Here is a 21409-nt window from a genome sequence, read left to right on the forward strand (position 1 = left end):
CTGCGCTTCGGCGGCCTGAACCTGCGCGGCGGCCGTGGCCACTTGCTCCACGCGCGGCCCCTTACGCGCGAGCGCCAGCGCCTGTCCGGCTTCCTCAGCGCGCGCCGCCGCGGCCTCGGCCGCGCTCTTTGCCGCATCGAGATCGTGGGTACTGACCGCCCGGCCCTCGGTCGCGGCGCTGGCCTGCTGCATTCGGGCAAGGTCCTGGCGGGTCCGCTCAGCGTCAGCCTGCGCCGCGCGCACAGCCTCACGGGCCTGAGCGATTTCTTCGGGGCGCGAGCCGTTGCGCAATTGCTCGAGTTGCGCGCGGCGGGCCGCCAGTTCCGCCTCGGCCTGCCGCACCTGCAACGCGAGCGTCTCGGTATCGAGCCGGGCGACGACATCTCCGGCGGCCACCGTATCCCCCTCCTCAACCGTCAGCTCGGTAAGGCGCCCAGCCTCCTCGAAGGCCAGCGAGACTTGACGGACATCAACATTGCCATGCAATTCGAGGACGCCGTCCCCGTCATCACCCCGCCCCAGGAACCAGAAGAGAGTGAGCGCCAGAAGGACAAGCGCCAGCAGCGCGGCTCCGACCGATTTCTTCATGCCCCTTACGAACCCCCGAGTCGTTTCCGCACCGCAATCCGACAGGAAGACTGCCACCACCGAGCCCCTAAGAAAACCGCGCGAGATCAAATTGGACGAATGTCTTTGCAGCCCGATTGCACTGCAACACGCCCGACCCCATCGGGGACAGGCCATCTGCCGCTTGGGAAATCGGCCCGGTCCTGCTACGCGGCCCGCCATGCTGACGATCCGCGACATCACCGTGCGCCTTGGGGGCCGCACCATCCTCGACCAGGCCAGTGCGACCATTCCCAATGGGGGCAAGGTCGGCCTCATCGGCCGCAATGGCGCGGGCAAATCGACGCTGGTCAAGACCGTGATCGGCGAGCTCGAACCCGATGGCGGTTCGGTCGATCTGCCGCGCCGCGCGCGCCTTGGCTACATTGCACAGGAAGCGCCCAGCGGGACCAAGACCCCGTTCGAGGCGGTGCTGGACGGCGACACCGAACGCACCCAGCTGCTCGCCGAAGCCGAGACCTGCACCGACCCCAATCGCCTGGGCGATGTCCACGAGCGCCTGATCGCGATCGACGCCTACTCGGCCCCCGCCCGCGCGGCGCGCATCCTCGTCGGCCTCGGCTTCGACGAGGAAATGCAGGGCCAACCGCTGGACAGCTTCTCGGGCGGGTGGAAGATGCGCGTCGCGCTGGCCGCGCTGCTCTTCTCCCAGCCCGACGTGCTGCTGCTCGACGAGCCTTCGAACCACCTCGATATCGAAGCAACGCTGTGGCTGGAAAGCTTCCTCTCCAGCTATCCCGGCACGCTGATCGTCATCAGCCACGAGCGCAGCCTCCTCAACCGCGTGGTCGACCACATCTGCCACCTGCAGAACGGCAAGCTCACACTCTATCCTGGCACCTACGACAGCTTCGAGCGCCTGCGCGCCGAGCGCGCGGCACAGGCCGAAGCCGCCAAGGCCAGCCAGGAAGCCCAGCGCAAGAAGCTGGCGGATTACGTCGCGCGCAACTCTGCGCGCGCCTCGACCGCCAAGCAGGCCCAGTCGCGCGCGAAGATGCTGGCCAAGATGCAGCCGATCGCGACACTCGCCGAAGATCCCTCGATGCGCTTCGAGTTTCCGAGCCCCGACGAACTGCGCCCGCCGCTGGTCACACTCGACAAGGCGGCCGTGGGGTACGAGGAGGGCAAGCCGATCCTGCGCCGGCTCAACCTGCGCATCGATCCCGACGACCGCATCGCTCTTCTGGGCCGCAACGGCAACGGCAAGACGACGCTCGCGCGCCTGATCGCACGCCAGCTCGAGCCGATGGAAGGCGAAACCAATTTCTCGCCGCGCATCCGCATCGGCTACTTCACCCAGTATCAGGTCGAGGAACTGCCCGAAGGTTCGACCCCGCTCGAACTGATGACGCGGGCCATGCCCGACAAGCCGCCGCAGGCCGTGCGCAACCAGCTTGGCCGCTTCGGCTTCTCGGGCGACCGGGCGACTTCGGACACGCACACCATGTCGGGCGGTGAACGGGCGCGCCTGGCGCTGGCCCTCGTCACGCGCGATGCGCCGCACATGCTCATCCTCGACGAGCCGACCAACCACCTCGACGTCGACGCGCGCGAGGCGCTGGTCCAGGCGCTCAACGCCTATGAAGGTGCGGTCATCCTCGTCAGCCACGACCGCCACATGGTGGAACTCGCCGCCGACCGGCTCGTCCTCGTCGATAAGGGTGAGGCCCGGGCCTACGACGGTTCGATGGACGATTACATCGACTTCGTCCTGGGACGGAACCAACCCAAGGCTGAGGAACCGCAGCGCGCAAACGAAGCCAAGTCCGCCCGCAAGTCCGGCGCAGTCGCGCGCGAGGAGCTGAAGGCGCTGCGCCGCAAGGTGACCGAGGCCGAGACCGCGATGAAGCGCCTCCAGACCCGGCTCGCCGCACTCGACGCAGCCTTGGTCGATCCCGCGAGCGCCAAGGGCGACCTCAAGGGCCTGGGCCTCGGCGCTATCGGGCAGAAGCACACCGAAGTGAGCGAAGCGCTGGACGAAGCCGAGATGACCTGGCTCGAAGCCAGCGAAGCGCTCGACGAGGTCATGGGGAACGGGTGAGGCCTGTAAACCCTAGGCGGGTGCGGACAGCCGCGAACACCAGTAAGCATATAGAAATAAAGAAGGAAGTTCCGAGGGCCATCGCCCTCGGGCTCCCCAAACTGTCGAGCTCACCGTCCGCACGCGACCGCCGCGGAGAATGGTGAGGTCGCCAATTTCGGGGTCAAGGGGTAATAACCCCTTGAAAAATAGACTTCCTATTCCCGCACAGGTCTACTCACTGATCATCACGCCTGCCTTAAAGTGTCCTGGATCAAGGCGCTGAAAACGCAAGCTTACCAGCGTTAGACATAGGCCTGTCCGACGCTAGCCAACGAAAAAGGGCCGGACACGTGGTCCAGCCCACTTCTTTTCCTCAAGTGCGCGCGGCGGCGATCAGCCCCGGCGGCTCTTGCCCTTCGGACCACCACCGTGGCCACCATGGCTCGAGGCGCCGCGGTGCGGGCCTTCGCGGCGCGGGCCATCGCGGCGCGGCGGCTTGCCACCGTTGAACGGACGAGCCTTTCGCGGCGGACCATCGTTGCCACCACGCGGACCACCGCGGAAACCACCAGGGCGTCCCGGCGGCGGGGCGGCCGAGCGCTCGAAACGGATGGCCTTCTCGAAGTCGTCGTCGTCCGAACCGGCGGTCTTCTCGACGGTCTGGGCGAAGCGATCGGCCATCGCGGCCGGAATCTCGATGAAGGTCTCGTGCACGAGAATGCGGATCTGGCCGATGACATCGCTCGACACGTGGCCACGGCGGCACACGACAGGCAGCACCCAGCGCGGCTCAGCCTGGTCCTTGCGGCCGATATTCATACGGAACCACACGGCATCTTCGAAGCCTTCGCCGCGCTTGCCACGGCCCGGCTTCTCGACCTTGCCAAGGAGTTCCTCGGGCTGGGGCATCGTTTCGCGCTGCGCGGCGACGAGAGCCGCGGCGAGGTCTTCGGCCGGGACCTTCTCCATGAGGGCACGGGCGATCTCGCGGTCATCCTCGGTAATCTCGCGCGGCGCGGTCAGCGCATCAATAATGCGCTCACGATCCTTGGCGCGGATGACCTCGGGACCGGGAACCTCAGTCCACTCGGCCGGGATTTTCGCGTCACGCAGCATGTATTCGACGCGGCGACGGCGCGAATGCGGCACGAGCAGGACAGCGGTGCCCTTCTTGCCCGCACGGCCGGTACGGCCCGAACGATGCTGAAGCGTCTCGGCATCGCGCGGGATCTCGACGTGGACGACGAGCGTCAGCGTAGGAAGGTCGATACCGCGCGCGGCAACGTCGGTCGCAACACACACACGCGCGCGCTTGCCGCGCAGCGCCTGGAGCGCGTTGTTACGCTCGTTCTGCGAGTGCTCGCCCGAAAGCGCCACGGCGGAAAAGCCGCGCTCGACCAGCTGCGCGTGCAGGTGCTTCACCTTGTCGCGCGTCGCGCAGAACAGGATCGCGGTCTCGGCTTCGTGGAAGCGCAGGATGTTGATCGCCGCGTTCTCGACGTCCGAAGGAGACACCGTCACCGCCTGGTAGGCAATGTCGCCATGGCCGCGGCTTTCGCCCACGGTCGAAATGCGCAGCGCGTTGTTCTGGTACTGGCGAGCCAGCTGCTCGATACCGCGCGGCATGGTCGCCGAGAAAAGCAGCGTACGGCGCTCGGCCGGGGTCGCGTCGAGGAGCTTCTCGAGGTCTTCGCGAAAGCCCATGTCGAGCATCTCGTCGGCCTCGTCGAGGACAGCGACGCGCAGCTCGGAGAGGTCGAGCTTGCCACGTTCGAGGTGGTCGCGCAGACGGCCGGGGGTGCCCACGACGATCGCGGCGCCCTTCTCCAGCTTCTTGCGCTCGGCCACCGGGTCCATGCCGCCCACGCACGTCACGATACGCGCGTTGGTGGGGGCGTAGAGCCAGCTCAGTTCGCGGCTGACCTGAAGTGCCAGTTCGCGGGTCGGGGCGATGACCAGTGCGAGCGGCGTGCGCGCATAGGGCAGGTCCTCGGCTGCGAGCATCTGCTCGGCCATGGCGAGGCCGAACGCCACCGTCTTGCCCGAGCCCGTCTGCGCCGAGACGAGAAGGTCGCGGCCTTCCGCTTCCCCTTCGCAGACAGCCTCCTGCACGGCGGTCAGCTTTTCATAGCCCTGGCCGGTCAGCGCGGCTGCAAGAGGTTCGGGGAGGTGTTCAAAATTGGAAGGCATCAACGGTTCATGCCGCCAAAAAGCGGCCTCTCGGTCAGGGGGATTCGGGAAGCTGGCCCGCACATCGGGCAAACAGTCGGCGCCCCCATAGACGAAAGCGCGCCACAATGCGCGCCCCAATTTCGTTTTCGGGCGATTTTTTATCGGGTCTGTCCCGTTCCGCGCCGGGCCGGCTACCGGAAATGAACCGCATGGTCCTCCGTATCGAAGGGAGAAGGAGCCCCCCGTCGCCCTTTACACCACGACATTTCAGGAACTTGGCTCCAGCCGCACCGCCATGCCGCCACCGGGCGCCATCCACATGTCGAGGCTATCGCCTCTGGTCACCGTTTGCGTATCGTAGGCAATGAAATGGCGCGTTCCGTCCAGATACGTCGCGCCTTCGCCGTCCTTCCAGATCGTTGCCGTGTAGTTCGTGCCCGGGGCGAGGAAGTCGAAGCTGACGCGCACCGTGCGCGGTGTCGCATCATTGACCCCGCCTACGAACCAGCGCGCGCTCTTGCGATCCTTGCGGGCAAAGACCGCGTAATCGCCCACTTCGCCTGCGAGGAGATGGCTCTCCGCCCAGTCGGTCGGCACGCTGGAGATGAAGTCCATCTCGCGCGGGTGCTTCTCCAGTTCCTCGATGAAGTCCGCCGCCATCTGGATGGGCGAATAGAGCGTAACGTAGAGCCCGAGTTGCTTGGCCAGCGTGGAAGCGAGCGGCACACCCTCGGCGCCGGTCAGGCTTAGAATGCCCGGGGTGAAGTCCATCGGCCCGGACAACATGCGGGTGTAGACCAGCGTGGGCTCGTGATCGGGGCCGTTGGCGTAGGCACCCCAGGCGTTGTATTCCATGCCGCGCGCGCCCTCGCGCGAGACCCAGTTGGGCCAGGTGCGGCGAAGTCCGGTATCCTTGATCGGCTCGTGCGTGTTGACGGCCACATGGTGCTTTGCCGCCACCTTCACCACGTCGAGGTAGTGGTTCGCCATGCGCTGGCCGTCGTGCCAGGCGGTGCGCACCGCGCCGGGCGCCTCGCCATAACGGTCGGTGTCGGCGATGATCCCGCCTGCATCGGTCACGTAGCCGGTCTTCACGACATCGACGCCCAGCCGCTCGTAAAGCGCCATCGCATCGTCGAGCTGGGCTTCGTAGTTGGCGATGTTCCCGCCCGTCTCGTGGTGCCCGATGAGGCGCACGCCCTTGCTGCGGGCATAGGATGTCACTGCGTCGAGATCGAAGTCGGGCACGGCCTTGGTAAAGCTGAAGTCCTGCCCGTGGCCGAGCCAATTGCCGTTCCAGCCCTCGTCCCATCCCTCGACAAGGACACCGCGAAACCCGTTGTCGGCGGCAAAGTCGATATAGGCTTTCGTCCGCGCCGTGGTCGCACCATGCCGCGGCCCCTCGCCCCAAGTCCAGTCGCCCCGGATCATGCCCCACCAGATGCCGATGTACCGTCCCGGCTCAAACCAGCTGACGTCGCCGAGTTTGTTGGGTTCATTGAGGTTGAGTTCCAGGTCGTTCTCGACAAGGCCCGCCGCATCCTCGGCAATGCGGATCGTACGCCAAGGCGTTGCGAAGGGAAGATCGCGCACGACGGCGGGGCCATTGGCGGACGGGGCAAGTTCGGTCCGGAAGGTCTGCCCATCGGCCCGGCGTAGGCGATAGCCCGCGTAATCGACGAGGGCCGCCTCGTGAAACGAGAGGTGCGTGCCGTCCTCCAGCTTCATCGTGATCGGCGTGTGCGCCGTGGAAACCGCGTCGATGGCGGTGTGCTGGTAGACCTGCTCGTAGCGGTTCCATTCCCCGCCCGCGATCCACCAGGCCTCGCCCTTGGGCGCGATGGTGAAGCCCGTCGCTTCCTCGGCGATGCGCATGGTCTTGAGCGCGGGCTGCTCGGGCAGTTCGTAGCGAAAGCCGATGCCGTCATTGAAGAGGCGGAAGCGCACGTTCATCCGACGTGCGCCGTCTTCCTGCGCCTGCACGAAGCGCACCAGCACCTCGTTGTGCCGGTCGTGGACGAAACGGCGCTCGCCCCAGGGCTGCTCCCAGGTCTCTTCGCCCTGTGCCTTCTCGCTGCCCGCGATCGAGAAGCCGCGCACCATGGGAAGAGCGTCGGCCAGGATGAAGCCCAGCCGACTGGGCGCGACGAGGAGCTTGCCCTTGCGTGAGAGCGTCCATTCCGGCCGGGCATCGTTGTCGATCCTCACCCGAAGGACCAGGCTTCCATCGGGCGAGCTCGCCGAAACTTCCATGGGCTCAGACGCGCTCGCGCCTGTCCCATGGAAGGTGGCAAGGACCAGTCCGGCGGCGGCCAGAAGGCGCAGCGGTTTCATCGTTATCTCTCTCCCTCTTCGATCCAGATCGCCGCGTGCGGGGGCAGTTCGTCAAGACGCCCCTCCCCCGTCCATTGGGCGGCGTCGAAATTCGTATGCGCAAGCAGATGGCCGGGGGCGGTCAGGCCTTCAGGCCAAGGTTGCGCGGCTTCGCTGAAGTTGAACACCGCGAGCACGCTCTGGCTCTTGGAGCTACGGCGCAAAACCAGCCGGTGCGCATCGGCCAGCAGCACGGCGCACGTCCCTTCGCGCAAAGCGGGCGAGACCTTGCGGATTTTTTGCAAGTCCGCGGTCAGGTTGAGCTGTGAGGCCGGATCGGCCTCTTGCCCATCGACTGCCCGCGCGAGGTTCTGCCCACTCAGGGGCAACCACGGGTATCCGCCTTGCGTGAAGCCCCCCTGCGCATCGCCCCCGACCCACGGCAGGGGCGTGCGCACTCCGTCGCGCGACAGGGTCAGCGGCCAGTTGGCGATGGCCTCCGGGTCCTGCAGCAAGTCGAAGGGGACCTCATCCTGGAGGAGCCCGAGTTCCTCGCCCTGGTAGAGGATGAGATTGCCGCGCAGCGCGAAGAACAGCATCGCCTTCATGCGGGCGAAGGCGGGGCGCGTGTCCTCATCGGCGCACCAGCGCGAGAGGGCGCGCGGCGCGTCGTGGTTCTCGAAGGCCCAGCTCGGCCAGCCAGCGACCTCCGGCCCGTCCCAGGCATCGAGCGCCCGCTGGACGAGCGCCGGGGTAAGCGCCGGCGCGTAGAGAAAGTCGAAGCCGTAGGCACTATCAAGGCGCTCAGGGCCGCGCGTGAATTCCTGCATCTCAGCCAGCGCGTTGCGCCCGCCCACTTCGGCGAGCGAGAAGGTGCCCGGATAGCTGGCAATCAGCGCCTGCAACCGTTCGATGAACTGCGGGATATCGGGGTGTGACTGGTTGTAGGTCTGGAGCTGGAAATCGAAGGGCCGTGTGCGCACCTCGCCGGTGTCGGGCGCGGGCGGATTGTCGCGCAGCAGCGGATCGTGCATCGTGAAGTTGAGCGCATCGATCCGAAAGCCCGCGACGCCCCGCTCCAGCCAGAAGCGCGCCACATCCAGCAGCGCTTCCTGCACCTTGGGATTATGGACGTTGAGCTGGGGCTGCTCCTTCAGGAAATTGTGCAGGTAGTACTGCCCGCGACGCGCGTCCCAGCACCAGGCCGGACCGCCGAAGACGGACTGCCAGTTGTTGGGCGGAGAACCGTCGGGCTTGGGGTCTGCCCAGACGTACCAGTCGGCATGCGAGTTGCGGCGCGACGCGCGGCTCTCCACGAACCAGGGATGCGCATCGGAGGTATGCGCGTAGACCTGATCGACGATGACCTTGAGGCCCAGCTCTGTGGCGCGCGCGACCAGGGCATCGAAATCCGCGAGCGTCCCGAAGATCGGATCGACGTCGCAATAGTCGGCGATGTCATAGCCGAAGTCCGCCATGGGCGAGGTGTAGAACGGGGAAATCCAGATCCCTTCGACACCCAGGCGCGCCACGTGATCGAGGCGCTGCGTGATGCCCGCCAGGTCCCCCACGCCATCGCCGTTGCTGTCCATGAAGCTGCGCGGGTAGATCTGGTAGATCGTCGCACCGTGCCACCAGGCACCGGCTTCGCGGTCGGTTTGCTTTGCCACAGGGGTCGTCATGCTGCGCAGTATCCCTTTTCGCATCTCGCCGTGCGTCGAAGTCCGCCAGGAACTAGCGCAGGGCCTCGCACAGGGCGAAGCCGAAGGGCGCCAGCGTGATGGGAAGACTTCCCGCTGCAATCGATTTTGTAGCGCAGCCGTGGCCCGCGACCTCGCGGAACTGCACTGAGTTTGGATCGACTGCGACCATAGCCTCTAAAGCCTGTCCCGAGGTGTTGAAAACCATAACAATTTCATGGCTATCGCGCGGATCGAAACGCGAGAGCGCGAAGAGCCCGGGTGCAGTCTCGGACGCAGCCCGCAGCCGTGTCGCGCCGCTCTGCAGCGCCGGTGTGCGCGCACGCAGCTGCGCCAGCTGCGAAATGACGCGATAGAGTGGATGCGTCGTATCGAAATTGGCCTCAGCGCTCGTCGCATCGGAGCCCAGCAGGTCCTGCGTGTTGAACGCTGTGACCTGCGAGGCGAACATGTCCTGACGCGCCTCCTTGTCACCGCCAGTGCCGACAAAGCCCTGCTCGTCGCCTGCATAGATCGTGGGTACGCCGCGCAAGCTCAGCAGCAGCGCGTGGGCGAGCTTCACCCGCGCGAGAAGCTCTTCGCGCGATATGCCGGGGTTCGCCTTCTCCAGAAGCATCGCGATCCGGCCCGCATCGTGGTTACCCAGGAACGTGGGCAGGCGGTTGGCCGCCGAGGCTCCCCCCGCGTACAGCGTATCGTCCATCGGCATCCTGGCCAGCTCGGCCTGGCCGCCACCTGCCGAAAGAGCATGAATCACCGCGTACATCAGGCCGAAATCGAGCACGGCGGGAAATTGGGCCGCATGTGTCCAGGACGCAAGCAGAGCCGGATCGTAGCGCTCGGTCGCGACTTCGCCGAAGATGTGGAAGTTGGGAATGCCCGCCTGTCGTGCGCGCTCCTCCATGGCGGGGACGAAAGCCTGCCAGAACTCGGCGTTCACGTGCCGGGCGGTATCGATCCGGAAGCCGTCGATGCCATAGCGCTCTATCCAGGCGCCGTAGATCTCGATCATCCCCTCGACAACGCGCGGATGTTCGGTCGCGAGGTCATCGAGGCCGATGAAATCGCCGTACTGCGCGCTCTCCCCGGTCCAGTCGGTATCGCCCCGGTTGTGGTAGTAGATCGGATCGTTGAGCCACTTCGGGGTCTTCGCCGCGCGTTCGCTCTCGGGCACGCGCGGGGCATAGGCAAAGCCGGGATCGGTCAGCTTCGCCCAGTTGGCAGGTGCCCGATCGTGGTCTCCGGCAAAGCCCGGGTTGATCGGCGTCCCCCGAGCTGCACCTCGGGTCGAGAAGGGATAGGCCGCCTTGCTGCGGTAGGCATAACCACTCTCATCGCCATCGGCATAGGTAATGACGTCGGCCGTGTGGTTGATGATGATGTCCATGTAGACCTTCATGCCGCGCGCGTGGGCGGCGTTCACGAAGGCGGCGAACTCGGCCTCGGTGCCAAGGTGTGGGTCGACCGTGGTGAAGTCGGTGATCCAGTAGCCGTGATAGCCGGCACTCTCCTGGCCTGAGGCGCCTTGCACCGGCTTGTTGCGAAAGACCGGGCCAACCCAGATCGCAGTGGCGCCCAGGCCCTGGATATAATCCAGCCGCGAAGTCAGTCCCGCCAAGTCGCCGCCGTGGTAGAAGCCCTTGTCAGCCGGATCGAAGCCCGTCGCGAGCCTGTCCCCTGCATAGCCACCCCGATCATTGGCCGGATCGCCGTTCTCGAAGCGGTCGGGCAGGACAAAGTAGATCACGTCCTGCTCGGGCGGGCGGGCGCGCAAGGCGGCCAATGCGTCGGACGGCTCCGCGTCCCGCGAATGCCCAGCGCTGGACAGCAGTGCCAGGCCTGAAGCCGCAAGGGCCAGTGTCGTAGCTCGGATCATCATGGCCTCCTCGAAGGGAATCGCGGGCGTGAAAGCGGGTCAGGGGTGAAACCGACCGGGACGTTCAATCGGACGGTCCCACCCCCGAGGTGTGGCCGCAAGGTCCGGTCCGGGAGGAGCCAGCCTGGGCCTTGCGGCCGAAACGCTCAGAACTTGTAGGTGAACCCGGCGAGGAACCGGCGTCCATAGCTCTGGTAGTCGATCACCTGGCGCGCATCGCCGGGATTGGCGGTGATGAAGGGCTCGTCGGTCAGGTTCTGTCCCTGGAGGTAGAGCGAAAGCCCCTCCAGAGCGCTGCCCGGCTGGAACTCATAGCCAAGCTGCCCATCGACGATGAACTCCGAGGCCGCACGGCGTCGCACACGGGCCGCCCCGAAGCCGGAAACCTCGCCCACGAAGGTCGAACGATAGCGCACAGAGCCGCGCGCGCTGAAGCCCGCCTTCTCGAAGTAGGCCGTGCCGTTGGCCACCCACTTGGAATAGCCAGGCAGGTCCTCCGAAGCGCCGCCCGGCACCGGGGAGATCTTCGTCCTGGTATAGGCAACAGAGCCCGTCACGCCGAAACCTTCCAGCGCCTCGACGAAGGTTTCGAAGGGAAGCGTTGCCGCCACTTCCACACCGTAGAGCTTGCCGCCCTCCCCGTTCACAGGAACATTGAGCTGAGCGTAGGGCGCAATCGTGATGCCCTCGCCCGGGCTCGGCAGCGCCAGCACTGACGTCGGCACAGTCACGTCCAGGTTGTAGACGTAGCTCTTCAGGTCCTTCCAGTAGAACTGGGCGGCGATATAGCCGTTGGTCGCAAAGTACTTCTCGAAGGTGAGGTCGATGGCGTTGGCGCGCCAAGGGCGAAGATCGGGATTGCCCGAGGAGCCGGTCACCTGTGCGACGTCACCCGTGACGGTGTAGCCCCAGCTGAGCGAAGCGCGCATATCGTCGAGGCGCGGGCGAATGATCTCGCGCGCCGCGGCAAAGCGGATCACGAAGTCGCTCGGAAAACGCAGCGAGAGGTTGAGGCTGGGCAGCACATCAAGGTAGTCGGTGCTCTCGTTACGCTCTGAAGCGCCGATGTCGGGCGAACCATTGGCGTTGGTTCCCAGGTACACCGCCGTCGCCCCCTTCGAGTTCTGGTCGACCCAGTTGGCCTGCACACCCACATTGCCGGTCAGATGCGCCGAGCCGATCTCCGCATCAATGTTCGCCTGGGTATAGGCGGTCATGATCTTTTCGCGGATGGCGTAGGCCTTGACCACCACGTCGCCGTAGGGGTTGGCGACAAGGTTGTAGAGCCCGGCATCGACCAGCGCGACCGGATCGTAGCTGACCATCGAGCCCAGCCCGAGGTAGTCGAGGTCGGTTGCGCCCAGACGCGCGTCCTCGGGGATCGGGACCGAGACCGTGCCATCGGTGTTGGCGGCAAGGCCCAGGAAATACTCCTCGGGCACCAGCCGCTTGGAGCGGGTGGTGTAGTTGAGCCCGGCCTGCACCGAACGCAGGGGCCCGCGATCAATCTCCTTGGCGACCTCGAGGCGCAGCTGCCACAGCTCGTCCCGGATCTTGCGGTCGTTGTAGTAACCGTCCTGCCCGCCGGTGATGGTCGTCCCGTCCGGCCCGATCTGCGTGCCGCCCCAGCCTTGGGGGCTGGTCAGCTGGATCAGGTCGTAGTCGGCGTAGTCGAGCTGGTGGGTGAACACCGTCCCGCCCGAGGAACTGGAAAAGCCGATCGTGTCCGTCGCCCCCTCGCCCGCGCGGCCCGTGCCCGAGTAGGTCTCGACCACGAGTTCGTTGCGGTCGGTGCGCGAATAGCTGACGTCGGCAACGGCGTTCCAGCCATCGTCGCCCTTCCAGGTGTTGTTCCACCCGAACGAGTAGAGCTTGGCGTGGCGCTGGAACGCGTCGTTGCGCAGCACGCCCTTCACATCGTCGAAGGCCCCTTGCGTGATGAGACCGTCCGAGGCGCTGTAATCGTCCTGGAGCGAGGCCCCCGACCAGAACAGCGGCAATTCGATCCCGCGCTTGAACTGGTCGTCCTTGAAGTCGGAATAGAACGCATCGAGCGTCGAGGTGAAGTTGGGGGACGGGCGCCATTGCAGCGTCCCGTTGAGCCCGAGGCGCTTGAGCTTGGTCGAGGTCACATAGGACTTCGAGCCCCCGATCACGCGGTTGCCGTCAGGCCCATCGGCGTAGCCCCAGGCGTTGAATTCCTCGACCTGGTAGGGCTCATCCAGGTAGCTGGCACCAAGCGCGATACCCAGGGTGTCGTTCGCGAACTGGTCGACATAGAGCGCGTTCATGCGAAACCCTGTGTCCGAGGACCCTGCATTGAGCTTGCCCTGATCGGTGTAGGTCCCGCGCGCACCGACGCTGACGATGCGCTTGGTGCCATCGAGCGGGCGTACCGTGCGCATGTCGACCGTGCCGGAGAGGCCCTGCCCGATGAGGCTGGCCATCGGTGTCTTGTAGACATTGACCGCGTTGACGATCTCGGAAGGGTACTGGTCATACTCGACCGCGCGGTTGTCGCCGGTCGAAGTCTGTTCGCGCCCGTTGAGGAGCGTGGTCGAGAAGTCCGGCGCAAAGCCGCGAATGGAGATCGCGTTCGAGCGCCCGTTGACGCGCTGCGAGGTCAGGCCCGGCAGGCGCGCGATCGATTCCGCGATGGAAGCATCGGGCAGCTTGCCGATGTCTTCGGCCGAGATCGATTCCACGATCTGCTCGGCCTCGCGCTTCTCGCCCACCGCGCTCGCCAGGCTGGCGCGGTAGCCGGTGACGATGATCGCGCCTTCCTCCGTGAGCGGCTCGGCCGCCTCCTGCGCCAGCGCCGTGCCGGGCATGGCGGCCAACATCGCGGCGACCAGTGCGCCGCGCGAGATCGCGACCTTGCTCGCAGTGTACGTACGAAAATGCATTCCCTGTTACCTCCCACTACCGCGTAACGGTTCTGAAGACCGATTGCGGTGTCCGCTCCCAAGGGCGAGTGCGCTTCAAAGACGGCGCGACTCATTTCCTGCCTTCGGCATAGACGCGGGATTGGTTACGCATAATATGGCATACGTATACGTAGAGCGAGCGGGGCCTCGCACCGTGGTAGCCGGGCAACATACGCAAGACTGCGTGATCGCCCGGAAATCCGCGCCACAAGGCCCGACCGAACGCCGCCATTGTGCGCAGCATGAGAGCGCCAGGGGAGAGGGAGGACTATATGGGGCGAAAGCCTTCCAACCGGCCAACGAGCTTCGACATCGCTTACCGGGCGGGCGTCTCGCAGCCGACCGTCAGCCGGGCGCTACGCGGCAGCCCGTCGATCAGCGAAGCGACCCGAAAGCGCATCGAGGCCATTGCGCGCGAACTGAACTACTCGGTCGACAAGAACGCCTCCTCGCTGCGCTCCAAGCGGACCAACACCATTGCGCTTCTCTTCTTCGAGGAAGACACCCCCGGCGATTCCAAGATCAACCCCTTCTTCCTCGCCATGCTCGGCGCGATCACGCGGCACAGCGCCAAGCGCGGGCTCGACCTCCTCATCTCCTTCCAGCGCATGGAGGACGACTGGCACGTGCGCTATCTCGACAGCCACCGCGCCGACGGGCTGATCCTGCTGGGGTACGGCGACTACACGCTCTACCGCAGCCGCCTGCGCGATCTGGTCGAGCACGGCACGCATTTCGTGCGCTGGGGCGCGGTCGACGATCCGGCCTTTGGCGCCGCGATCGGTTCGGACAACGTGCAGGCGGGCCGGATGGCAGGCGAGCACCTGCTGGACCTGGGGCATCGCCGCATTGCCTTCCTCGGCCAGGCGGATGAGCACTACCCCGAGTTCGCGGACCGCTATGGCGGACTGTGCGAGGCGCTCGATGCGGCCGGGATCGCGCCCGACGATGCCCTCCGGCGCGACACCATCAGCCACGAGGACCTGGGCCGTGCGGCCATGCAGGACATCCTCGATGCGGGCACCCAGTTCGACGCGGTCTTTGCGGCCAGCGACCTCATTGCGCTGGGCGCCATGGCGGCGCTGCGAGCCGCGGGAAAGCGCATCCCCGAGGACGTGGCCGTGATCGGCTTCGACGATCTGCCCGCCGCAGCCATGGCCTCGCCCGGCCTCACCACCATCGCGCAGGACATGCGTGCCGCAGGTGAGCGGCTGATCGACGCGCTCCTCGCCCGGATCGAGGAGCGCGCTCCGCCCTCCCCGCTGATCGGGACCCGGCTGATCGTGCGCGAAAGCACGACGCCCCGTTAGCTTCGAAACGGACCCAGAACTGCGCCGCGTATTCGTATGCGTGATTGCCGCAGACCCCGGCTCGTGCAAAGGCCAAGGGCCTGAAGCGCACGGTGGCAGACCATCGGCAGACGAGATGGGAAAGGACGGCCAGATGGCCACACGCAGCGAGGCCGGATCGCCCGGAGAACCCACCGCACTGATTGAAAAGCCCCGCCAGGGCTGGCTGGGCCTGTGCAACATCAGCGTCGGCTTCTTCGGCATCCAGGTCGGCTTCGCGCTCCAGAACGCGAACATGAGCCGGGTCTTCCAGTCGCTGGGTTCGTCCATCGATGACCTGCCCGCACTCTGGGTGGCCGCGCCGATGACGGGTCTCCTCGTCCAGCCCGTCATCGGCCATCTTTCGGACCGCACCTGGTTCGGCAGGCTCGGGCGGAGGCGGCCCTATTTCCTCGCCGGCGCGGTTCTGGCGGCCGCCTCGCTGCTTGCGATGCCCGGCAGCACGAGCCTCCTGATGGCAGCCCTCCTGCTCTGGACACTCGACGCCAGCCTCAATGTCTCGATGGAACCGTTCCGTGCCTTTGTCGGCGACATGCTGCGCCGCGACCAGCACACGGCGGGCTATGGCGTGCAGACCGCCTTCATCGGTGCAGGCGCGGTCGTGGGCTCGCTCTTCCCCTACCTCCTCGATCACCTGGGCGTTGCAAATGTCGCCGCAGACGGCGTAATTCCCGACACGGTCCGGATCAGCTTCCAGGCTGGGGCCGCGCTGCTTGTCATCGCGGTACTGTGGACCGTACTCTCCACCCGTGAATATACGCCCGAGGACATGCGCGCCTTTGTCGCAAGCGAACCGCTTGGAAGCGCGCCCGCGACCCTAAGCGCGCTTGCGGCACGCAAGCCCACGACGGGGCTCGCCTGGATCGGCCTTGGCGCCGCGCTGGCCCTCGCCGTCTGGCACTGGAGCCTCGAAAAGGAAGTCTACCTCCTCGCCGCGCTCCTTGCCGCCTACGGCCTGGCGGTAAACCTTGCGGCCCGGCGCGCGCGGCACGGCAAGGAAAGCTCGATGCTCACAGGGATCGTGGGGGACTTTGCCGGAATGCCGCCCCTGATGAAGCGCCTGGCTCTCGTCCAGTTCTTCAGCTGGTCGGCGCTCTTCATCATGTGGATCCACACGACACCTGTGGTGGCTAGCACCCACTTTGGCGCCGCCTCACCGCTCGATCCGGCCTACCAGGAAGCGGGCAACTGGGTCGGCGTGCTCTTCGCAGTCTACAACGGGGTTGCAGCCTTTGCCGCACTGCTGGTCCTTCCGCTCCTGTCCGCCCGGCTGGGCAAGGTGCGCACCCACGCGCTCTGCCTGCTTGCAGGCGCGCTGGGCTTTACAGGTTTCCTTGTGGTGCGCGATCCCGCCTGGCTGATCGCCTGCGAGATCGGCATCGGCATCGCCTGGGCCTCGATCCTCGCGATGCCATACGCCATCCTCGCCAGCCACCTGCCGCAGGCCAAGCTGGGCGTCTACATGGGCCTCTTCAACGTCTTCGTAGTCCTTCCACAACTGCTTGTCGCGACGGTCATGGGGACGGTGATGAAGGCCTTCTTCCCGGAGGCCCCGATCTGGACGATGGCCTTTGCTGCGGGAACGCTGGCACTTGCCGCGCTGCTTGCGCTTCGCGTAGATCCCGACCGAGGCCGCGCGGCCTCCTAGTCCATATCCTCGGTGAAGTGCGCGCCGCGTGTCGCCGCCTCGTTCGCGCGCAGGCGATAGGCATGGGCGGCGCGGCGGATGTGGTTGCGCGCGATGGCGCCCGCCCAGGCAATGTCGTGCGCGGTAAAGGCCGCAATCAGATCACGGTGGTCGCGCTGGCTCTGTTCGAGGTCCGAGACGTTGTAGCGCTCGGCCGTGCGGTGGATGATCACCTGGTTGACGATGATCCGCATCATCTGGTTGAGCGGCTCGGAGCGCGCGGCGGCCAGCAAGGTCGCGTGGAAACGCCGGTTGCCTTCCACGAAGCCCGGGATATCGGCCTCCCCACCCAGTGCCGCATCGATGAAGTCGGCGTGGGTGCGCAGCTCCGCGATCTCGTCAGGCGTGATCAGTTCGGCCGCGCGCTCGGCGCAGTGGGCCTCAAGCTTGGCACGCAGGGTGAAGAGCTCCTCCACCTCGCCATCGGACCACAGCGGCACGAACACCCGCCGCGTACCCGAACGCTGCAGCAAGGTTTCGGAGACAAGGCGGGCAATCGCCTCGCGCACGGGCGTGCGCGAGGTCCCGCAGTAACTGGCAAACTCGTCTTCGGGCACGAACATGCCCGGCTCGAAATCACCTGCCAGAATACCTGCGCGGATCTGGCGATATACCTGCTCTGACGTCTTGGCCATGTTCAACTCCCGGTGCGTGCGCCCGGCATTCCACTTGGTAAACCGGCGGGCTTCCTAGCGCCGGTGGGGCGCGCAGCGCAACGCGCAAAGTGCGCGCGCCGCCCGCCCAACAGCGCCCTGTCAGAAGCTGAAGCCCGCTTCCACACCGATCTGGCGCAAAGCGCCCGGCGTCAGGAACGCGCCGCCGAACTCGGGCGCCGGGATCACCTCTTCCAGGTAGCGCTTCTTGAAGAAGTTGTTCACGAAGCCGGTGAGGTGCCAGCCTTCACCCTTCAGCCCGGCGCGCAGATTGACGATGCCATAGGCATCGCGCCGGGTCTGCGAATAGTCCGCCGTGCCAAGCCCGGGATAGAACACGTCGAAGATTGTCCGGCGCTGCTGATCCTGCACGACGTGGAACCAGGTCGGCCCGGTCAGGCGGTAATCCGCACGGAAGGTGAAATCGACGCTGTCGCTGACCGGCTGGATCACCGAGGCACCCAGGTTCAGGGTATAGTCGGCCGAATAGGGCGACTTGTTGCCTTCGGTATCGGGCCGCACCGAGTTGGTGATGATCTTGCTGTCGAGGACGTTGCCGCCTGCATCGAGCGTGAAGCCCGGAGCGACCTTCCACACCACGCCCAGTTCCGCCCCCATCAGGCGCACCTTGTCGATGTTGGAGACGACGCGCAGGATGCCGAAGGTGCCGGTGTAGAACTCGAAGAACTGCATGTCCTCGACAATGTTGCGATAGACCGCGCCGTTGATCTGCACATCGCCATTGGCCAGGCCAATCTTGAAGCCCGCCTCCAGCGCATGGCTGACCTCCTTCTTGTAATCATCGTCGATGGCGAGGTTCGAGCCTAGGAGGTCGTTGTAGTAGGTGTCGATCAGCGCGGCGCTGCCCTGGCTGTTGAAGCCGCCCGCCTTGAAGCCCACACCATAGTCCAGATAGACGTTGATGTCGGGCGTGAACGCGTAGCGCAAGGTGACCTTGGGCTGGAGCTGCTCGTAGGCCCTCTTCTGGAACTCCAGCGTACCCACATCGTAGCCCGGATTGATCGAGGCCCCGGTGATGGGATCGGTGACATCGGGGACGAGCGGAGTGACGGTGCGCTCCTCTCGGTCGAAGCGCAGCGCGCCCGACAGGGTCAGGGCTTGCGTCGGGCTCCACTCCAGAGATCCAAAGCCAGCATAGACATTGGTCTTGAAACGGTCGTTGAAGAGCTGCGAGGTCTGGTTGGGCGTACCCGGCGCGTTGTAGAGGTTGGAATTGACCGGCCCGCCGTCATCCTCATTGAGCGCGGTTGCATAGTGGCGGTTGATGTGGAGGTAATAGGCCCCGACCGACCACTGCAGAGGCGCACTTGTGTCCGAAGCGAGCCGGATTTCCGCGCTGATGTCGCGCTGGTCACGCAAGGTCACCTGGATACCGTCGCAGGCGGTCGGGCTGTAGGCACCGAGCGTCGAGCCGCCGGGCGTCGGCGCAAGGTAGAGCGGCGGCGCCAGCACCACGCCTGCATCGTAAAGCGCTGCGGTCGAGGCGATGCACGCATCCTGACCGTTGAAGCGCCCGAACGAGGCGGCGGTCGTGTCGGCATAGAACGTCTCGTCGATATCCGAGAAGGACACCCAGGTCGTCAGCTTCGCCCCATCGAAGGCGTAGTCCGCCTTGAGCGACGCCTCGATCGTGCGCAGGTTGTCGATCGAGGGGACGTTGCGCTGCCACTCGAAACGCGCGGTGTTCACGTCCTGATAGTATTCCGGGATGCCCAGCGCGCTTGCGAAGTCGGGCATTTCGAAAGCCGCGTTGTAGTTGAGCGCCGCGGCCTCGATCTTGTTGTAGCGAAACTTGGCATCAAGGCTCAGCCGGTCGGTCGGCTCGGACAACAGGCGTCCGCCCAAGCCCCAGCCTTCGTACTGGTCGATCGTCTTGCCGCGCGTGCGCGGATCGGGCCCCGTGTTGGTGTAGAAGCCGTCGGTCGCGCGGTACTGGCCGAACAGGACAAAGCCGGTGTTGCCCCCCAGAGGACCCGAGATCGAACCCTCGAGAAGCTGGCTGTCCTGCGTCGCCCAATAAGCGCGCCCTTCGGCCTCGAGCCGGTCGGAGGGCGCCTTCGTCGTCATCACGATCACGCCTGCCGTCGCGCCGCGTCCGTAGTAGGCACCTTGCGGGCCCTTGAGGATCTCGAACTGCTGGAGCGCGCCCTGGTACTGGTTGACCGCCGCCGTGTTGGTCTTGAGGATGCCGTCAACCACCAGCGCGACGTTGTTCTCCGCATCGCGCGCGCCGTTGACGCCGCGAATGTTGATCTGCGCATCGCCGACCTGCGCGGCGTTGGAGACGATCGTAACGCCCGGCGTCGAGGCAATCGCCTGCTCGGTCGTGACGATGCCCTTGGCCTCCAGGTCCGCGCCGGTCAGCACCGTGACCGAGGCGGGCACGTCGCTCAGGCTCTCGTTCTGGCGGCGCGCGGTGACGGTAATCTGATTACCGATCAGTTCCGCGCCCGAAGAAGTAGACTGCGCCGCGACCGGATTGGCGCCGACAACGCCAAGTGCGACACCTGCGAGAAGAATTACCTTCTTGTGCTGCATCTGATGATTTCCCCTGAACCTCGAATTGTCTTACTTTGCAAACATATCATCGAGCGCCCGGCCGGTTTCGGCTCTTGGCCGCATCAAGGTGACTGCGAATTACATCTTTGTACACAAAAATATTCAGGCACGCCTCAAGCCAACTCAGAACTACGCACAAAAATCCAAATTCCGGCTTGATATCGGGCAAGGCAGGCGCTCGCGTATGGACCACCCTCTCCATTTCGTGTACAGTTTTGAAATGACCTCAAGGGGAGAGACGAAAAGGCTCCGCCGGCCATCTCTCAGCCCATCCCAGCGGTCTGCAAACGCAATGCACTCCAGGCCCCGGAGCCAAGGAAAGTCCCAAGGAAAGGCCCGATCCGCGTGACGGCAAAGTCGATTGAATTCATGGAAGTAGGCCCGCGCGACGGTCTGCAGAACGAAAAAACGCTGGTCTCGACGCAGAACAAGCTCGAACTGGTGCGCCGCGCCATCGAGGCCGGTGCGCGCCGTATCGAGGTGACCAGTTTCGTGAACCCGCGCCGCGTGCCCCAGATGGCCGATGCGGCCGAGGTCTGCGCTGGACTGCCCGAAGTCGAAGGCGTTCTCTACACCGGCCTTGTCATGAACGCGAAGGGTGGCGAGCGCGCCATTGCGACGGGACGGATCCATGAACTTGGCGCCGTCTGTGTGGCCTCGGACCGCTTCGCCATCGCCAACCAGGGCCAGACCAGCCTCGAATCGGTCGACGCCGCCAAGGGCCTCATCGCCATGGCCCAGGATGCGGGCCTGCGCGGCCAGGCCACCATCGGCGCCGCGTTCGGCTGCCCCTTCGAGGGCGAGATTGCCGAGGATCACGTCGTCGAGATGGCCCGCAAACTGGCCGAGGCCGACCCGGTCGAGATCGCGCTGGCCGACACCATCGGTGTGGCCGATCCGGCCCACGTCTCCCGCCTCGTACGCGCCGTTGGCGACGCCATTGGCCCGATCCCTGTGCGCGTCCATTTCCACAACACCCGCGGCACCGGCATCGCCAATGTCTGGGCGGCGGTGGACGCTGGCGCACGCGTCGTCGATGCCGCCCTGGGAGGCCTGGGCGGCTGTCCCTTCGCCCCCGGCGCGGCCGGCAACGTCGCCAGCGAGGACGTGGTCTACATGCTCCACCGCGCGGGCGTCGCGACCGACATGGATCTTGGCAAGCTTGTCGAGGCAAACCAGTGGCTTGCCACGGTCATGGAGCGCACCCTGCCCTCCATGGTCGCCCGCGCGCCTGCCTTTCCCAAGCCGATCGAAGCGGCTGAGGCCTGAGCATGATCGCCGCGCAAACGTATCCGATAGGTGAGGTGAACCTCCGCCTGGCGGATGTTTGTGCGCCAGTCGTTTTCATATTCCCCCGACATGCGGCCTATTCGCTGGCGCATAGTCTCCGAACAAGGTGAAACACATGACCTATCGTTTGGGTGTCGACGTTGGCGGCACCTTCACCGACCTTTTGCTGTTCAACCAGGAAGACGGCTCGTTTTTCCGTCACAAGACGCCGT

At 65.6% G+C, this 21409-nt stretch carries 12 protein-coding genes; 4 read left to right on the plus strand and 8 right to left on the minus strand.

Translation table 11 applies throughout. The features are described from left to right. Positions 1-588: HlyD family secretion protein (locus MTR65_RS18935; protein ID WP_243802953.1), on the minus strand; the 588-nt coding region annotated here is incomplete at its 3' end. A 199-nt stretch (positions 589-787) separates the two neighbouring features. Between MTR65_RS18935 and MTR65_RS18940 the strand changes: the two genes are divergently transcribed. Further along, positions 788-2668, plus strand: a complete 1881-nt coding sequence (locus MTR65_RS18940; RefSeq protein ID WP_243802954.1) for an ABC-F family ATP-binding cassette domain-containing protein — start codon at positions 788-790, stop codon at positions 2666-2668. 375 nt (positions 2669-3043) lie between these two features. Here the strand turns inward: MTR65_RS18940 and MTR65_RS18945 are convergent, their stop codons facing one another. From MTR65_RS18945 to MTR65_RS18965, 5 genes are all read right to left on the minus strand, one after another. Further along, the gene (locus tag MTR65_RS18945) at positions 3044-4840 is read right to left on the minus strand and encodes a DEAD/DEAH box helicase (RefSeq protein ID WP_243802955.1); all 1797 of its coding nucleotides are present in this window, start codon (positions 4838-4840) and stop codon (positions 3044-3046) included. 249 nt (positions 4841-5089) lie between these two features. After that, the gene (locus MTR65_RS18950) at positions 5090-7156 is read right to left on the minus strand and encodes a glycoside hydrolase family 97 protein (protein ID WP_243802956.1); all 2067 of its coding nucleotides are present in this window, start codon (positions 7154-7156) and stop codon (positions 5090-5092) included. 2 nt (positions 7157-7158) lie between these two features. Then, positions 7159-8817 (minus strand): alpha-amylase family glycosyl hydrolase, encoded by a 1659-nt coding sequence (locus MTR65_RS18955; protein ID WP_243802957.1) that lies wholly within the window; start codon positions 8815-8817, stop codon positions 7159-7161. A gap of 52 nt (positions 8818-8869) precedes the next feature. Next, positions 8870-10711, minus strand: a complete 1842-nt coding sequence (locus tag MTR65_RS18960) for an alpha-amylase family glycosyl hydrolase (RefSeq protein WP_243802963.1) — start codon at positions 10709-10711, stop codon at positions 8870-8872. Positions 10712-10857: 146 nt separating this feature from the next. Beyond that, on the minus strand, positions 10858-13554 hold the full coding sequence (locus MTR65_RS18965; RefSeq protein WP_419145066.1) for a TonB-dependent receptor: 2697 nt from the start codon (positions 13552-13554) through the stop codon (positions 10858-10860). A 356-nt stretch (positions 13555-13910) separates the two neighbouring features. Between MTR65_RS18965 and MTR65_RS18970 the strand changes: the two genes are divergently transcribed. Both MTR65_RS18970 and MTR65_RS18975 read left to right on the plus strand, forming a co-directional pair. Beyond that, positions 13911-14948, plus strand: a complete 1038-nt coding sequence (locus tag MTR65_RS18970) for a LacI family DNA-binding transcriptional regulator (protein ID WP_243802959.1) — start codon at positions 13911-13913, stop codon at positions 14946-14948. Between the two features lie 133 nt (positions 14949-15081). Beyond that, a complete protein-coding gene (locus MTR65_RS18975; RefSeq protein ID WP_243802960.1) occupies positions 15082-16635 on the plus strand; it encodes an MFS transporter in 1554 nt (517 codons plus the stop codon). Here the strand turns inward: MTR65_RS18975 and MTR65_RS18980 are convergent. Then, complete coding sequence (locus MTR65_RS18980; protein ID WP_243802961.1) at positions 16632-17309, minus strand: GntR family transcriptional regulator; 678 nt, start codon at positions 17307-17309, stop codon at positions 16632-16634. The genes MTR65_RS18975 and MTR65_RS18980 overlap by 4 nt on opposite strands. 120 nt (positions 17310-17429) lie before the next feature. Next, positions 17430-19886, minus strand: a complete 2457-nt coding sequence (locus MTR65_RS18985; protein ID WP_243802962.1) for a TonB-dependent receptor — start codon at positions 19884-19886, stop codon at positions 17430-17432. A gap of 366 nt (positions 19887-20252) precedes the next feature. On the opposite strand from MTR65_RS18985, the gene MTR65_RS18990 reads away from it, so the two are divergent. After that, complete coding sequence (locus MTR65_RS18990) at positions 20253-21176, plus strand: hydroxymethylglutaryl-CoA lyase (protein ID WP_327194349.1); 924 nt, start codon at positions 20253-20255, stop codon at positions 21174-21176. The last annotated feature ends 233 nt before the right edge of the window (positions 21177-21409 follow it).

This window comes from Novosphingobium mangrovi, from assembly GCF_022818885.1.
Taxonomy (GTDB): domain Bacteria; phylum Pseudomonadota; class Alphaproteobacteria; order Sphingomonadales; family Sphingomonadaceae; genus Novosphingobium; species Novosphingobium mangrovi.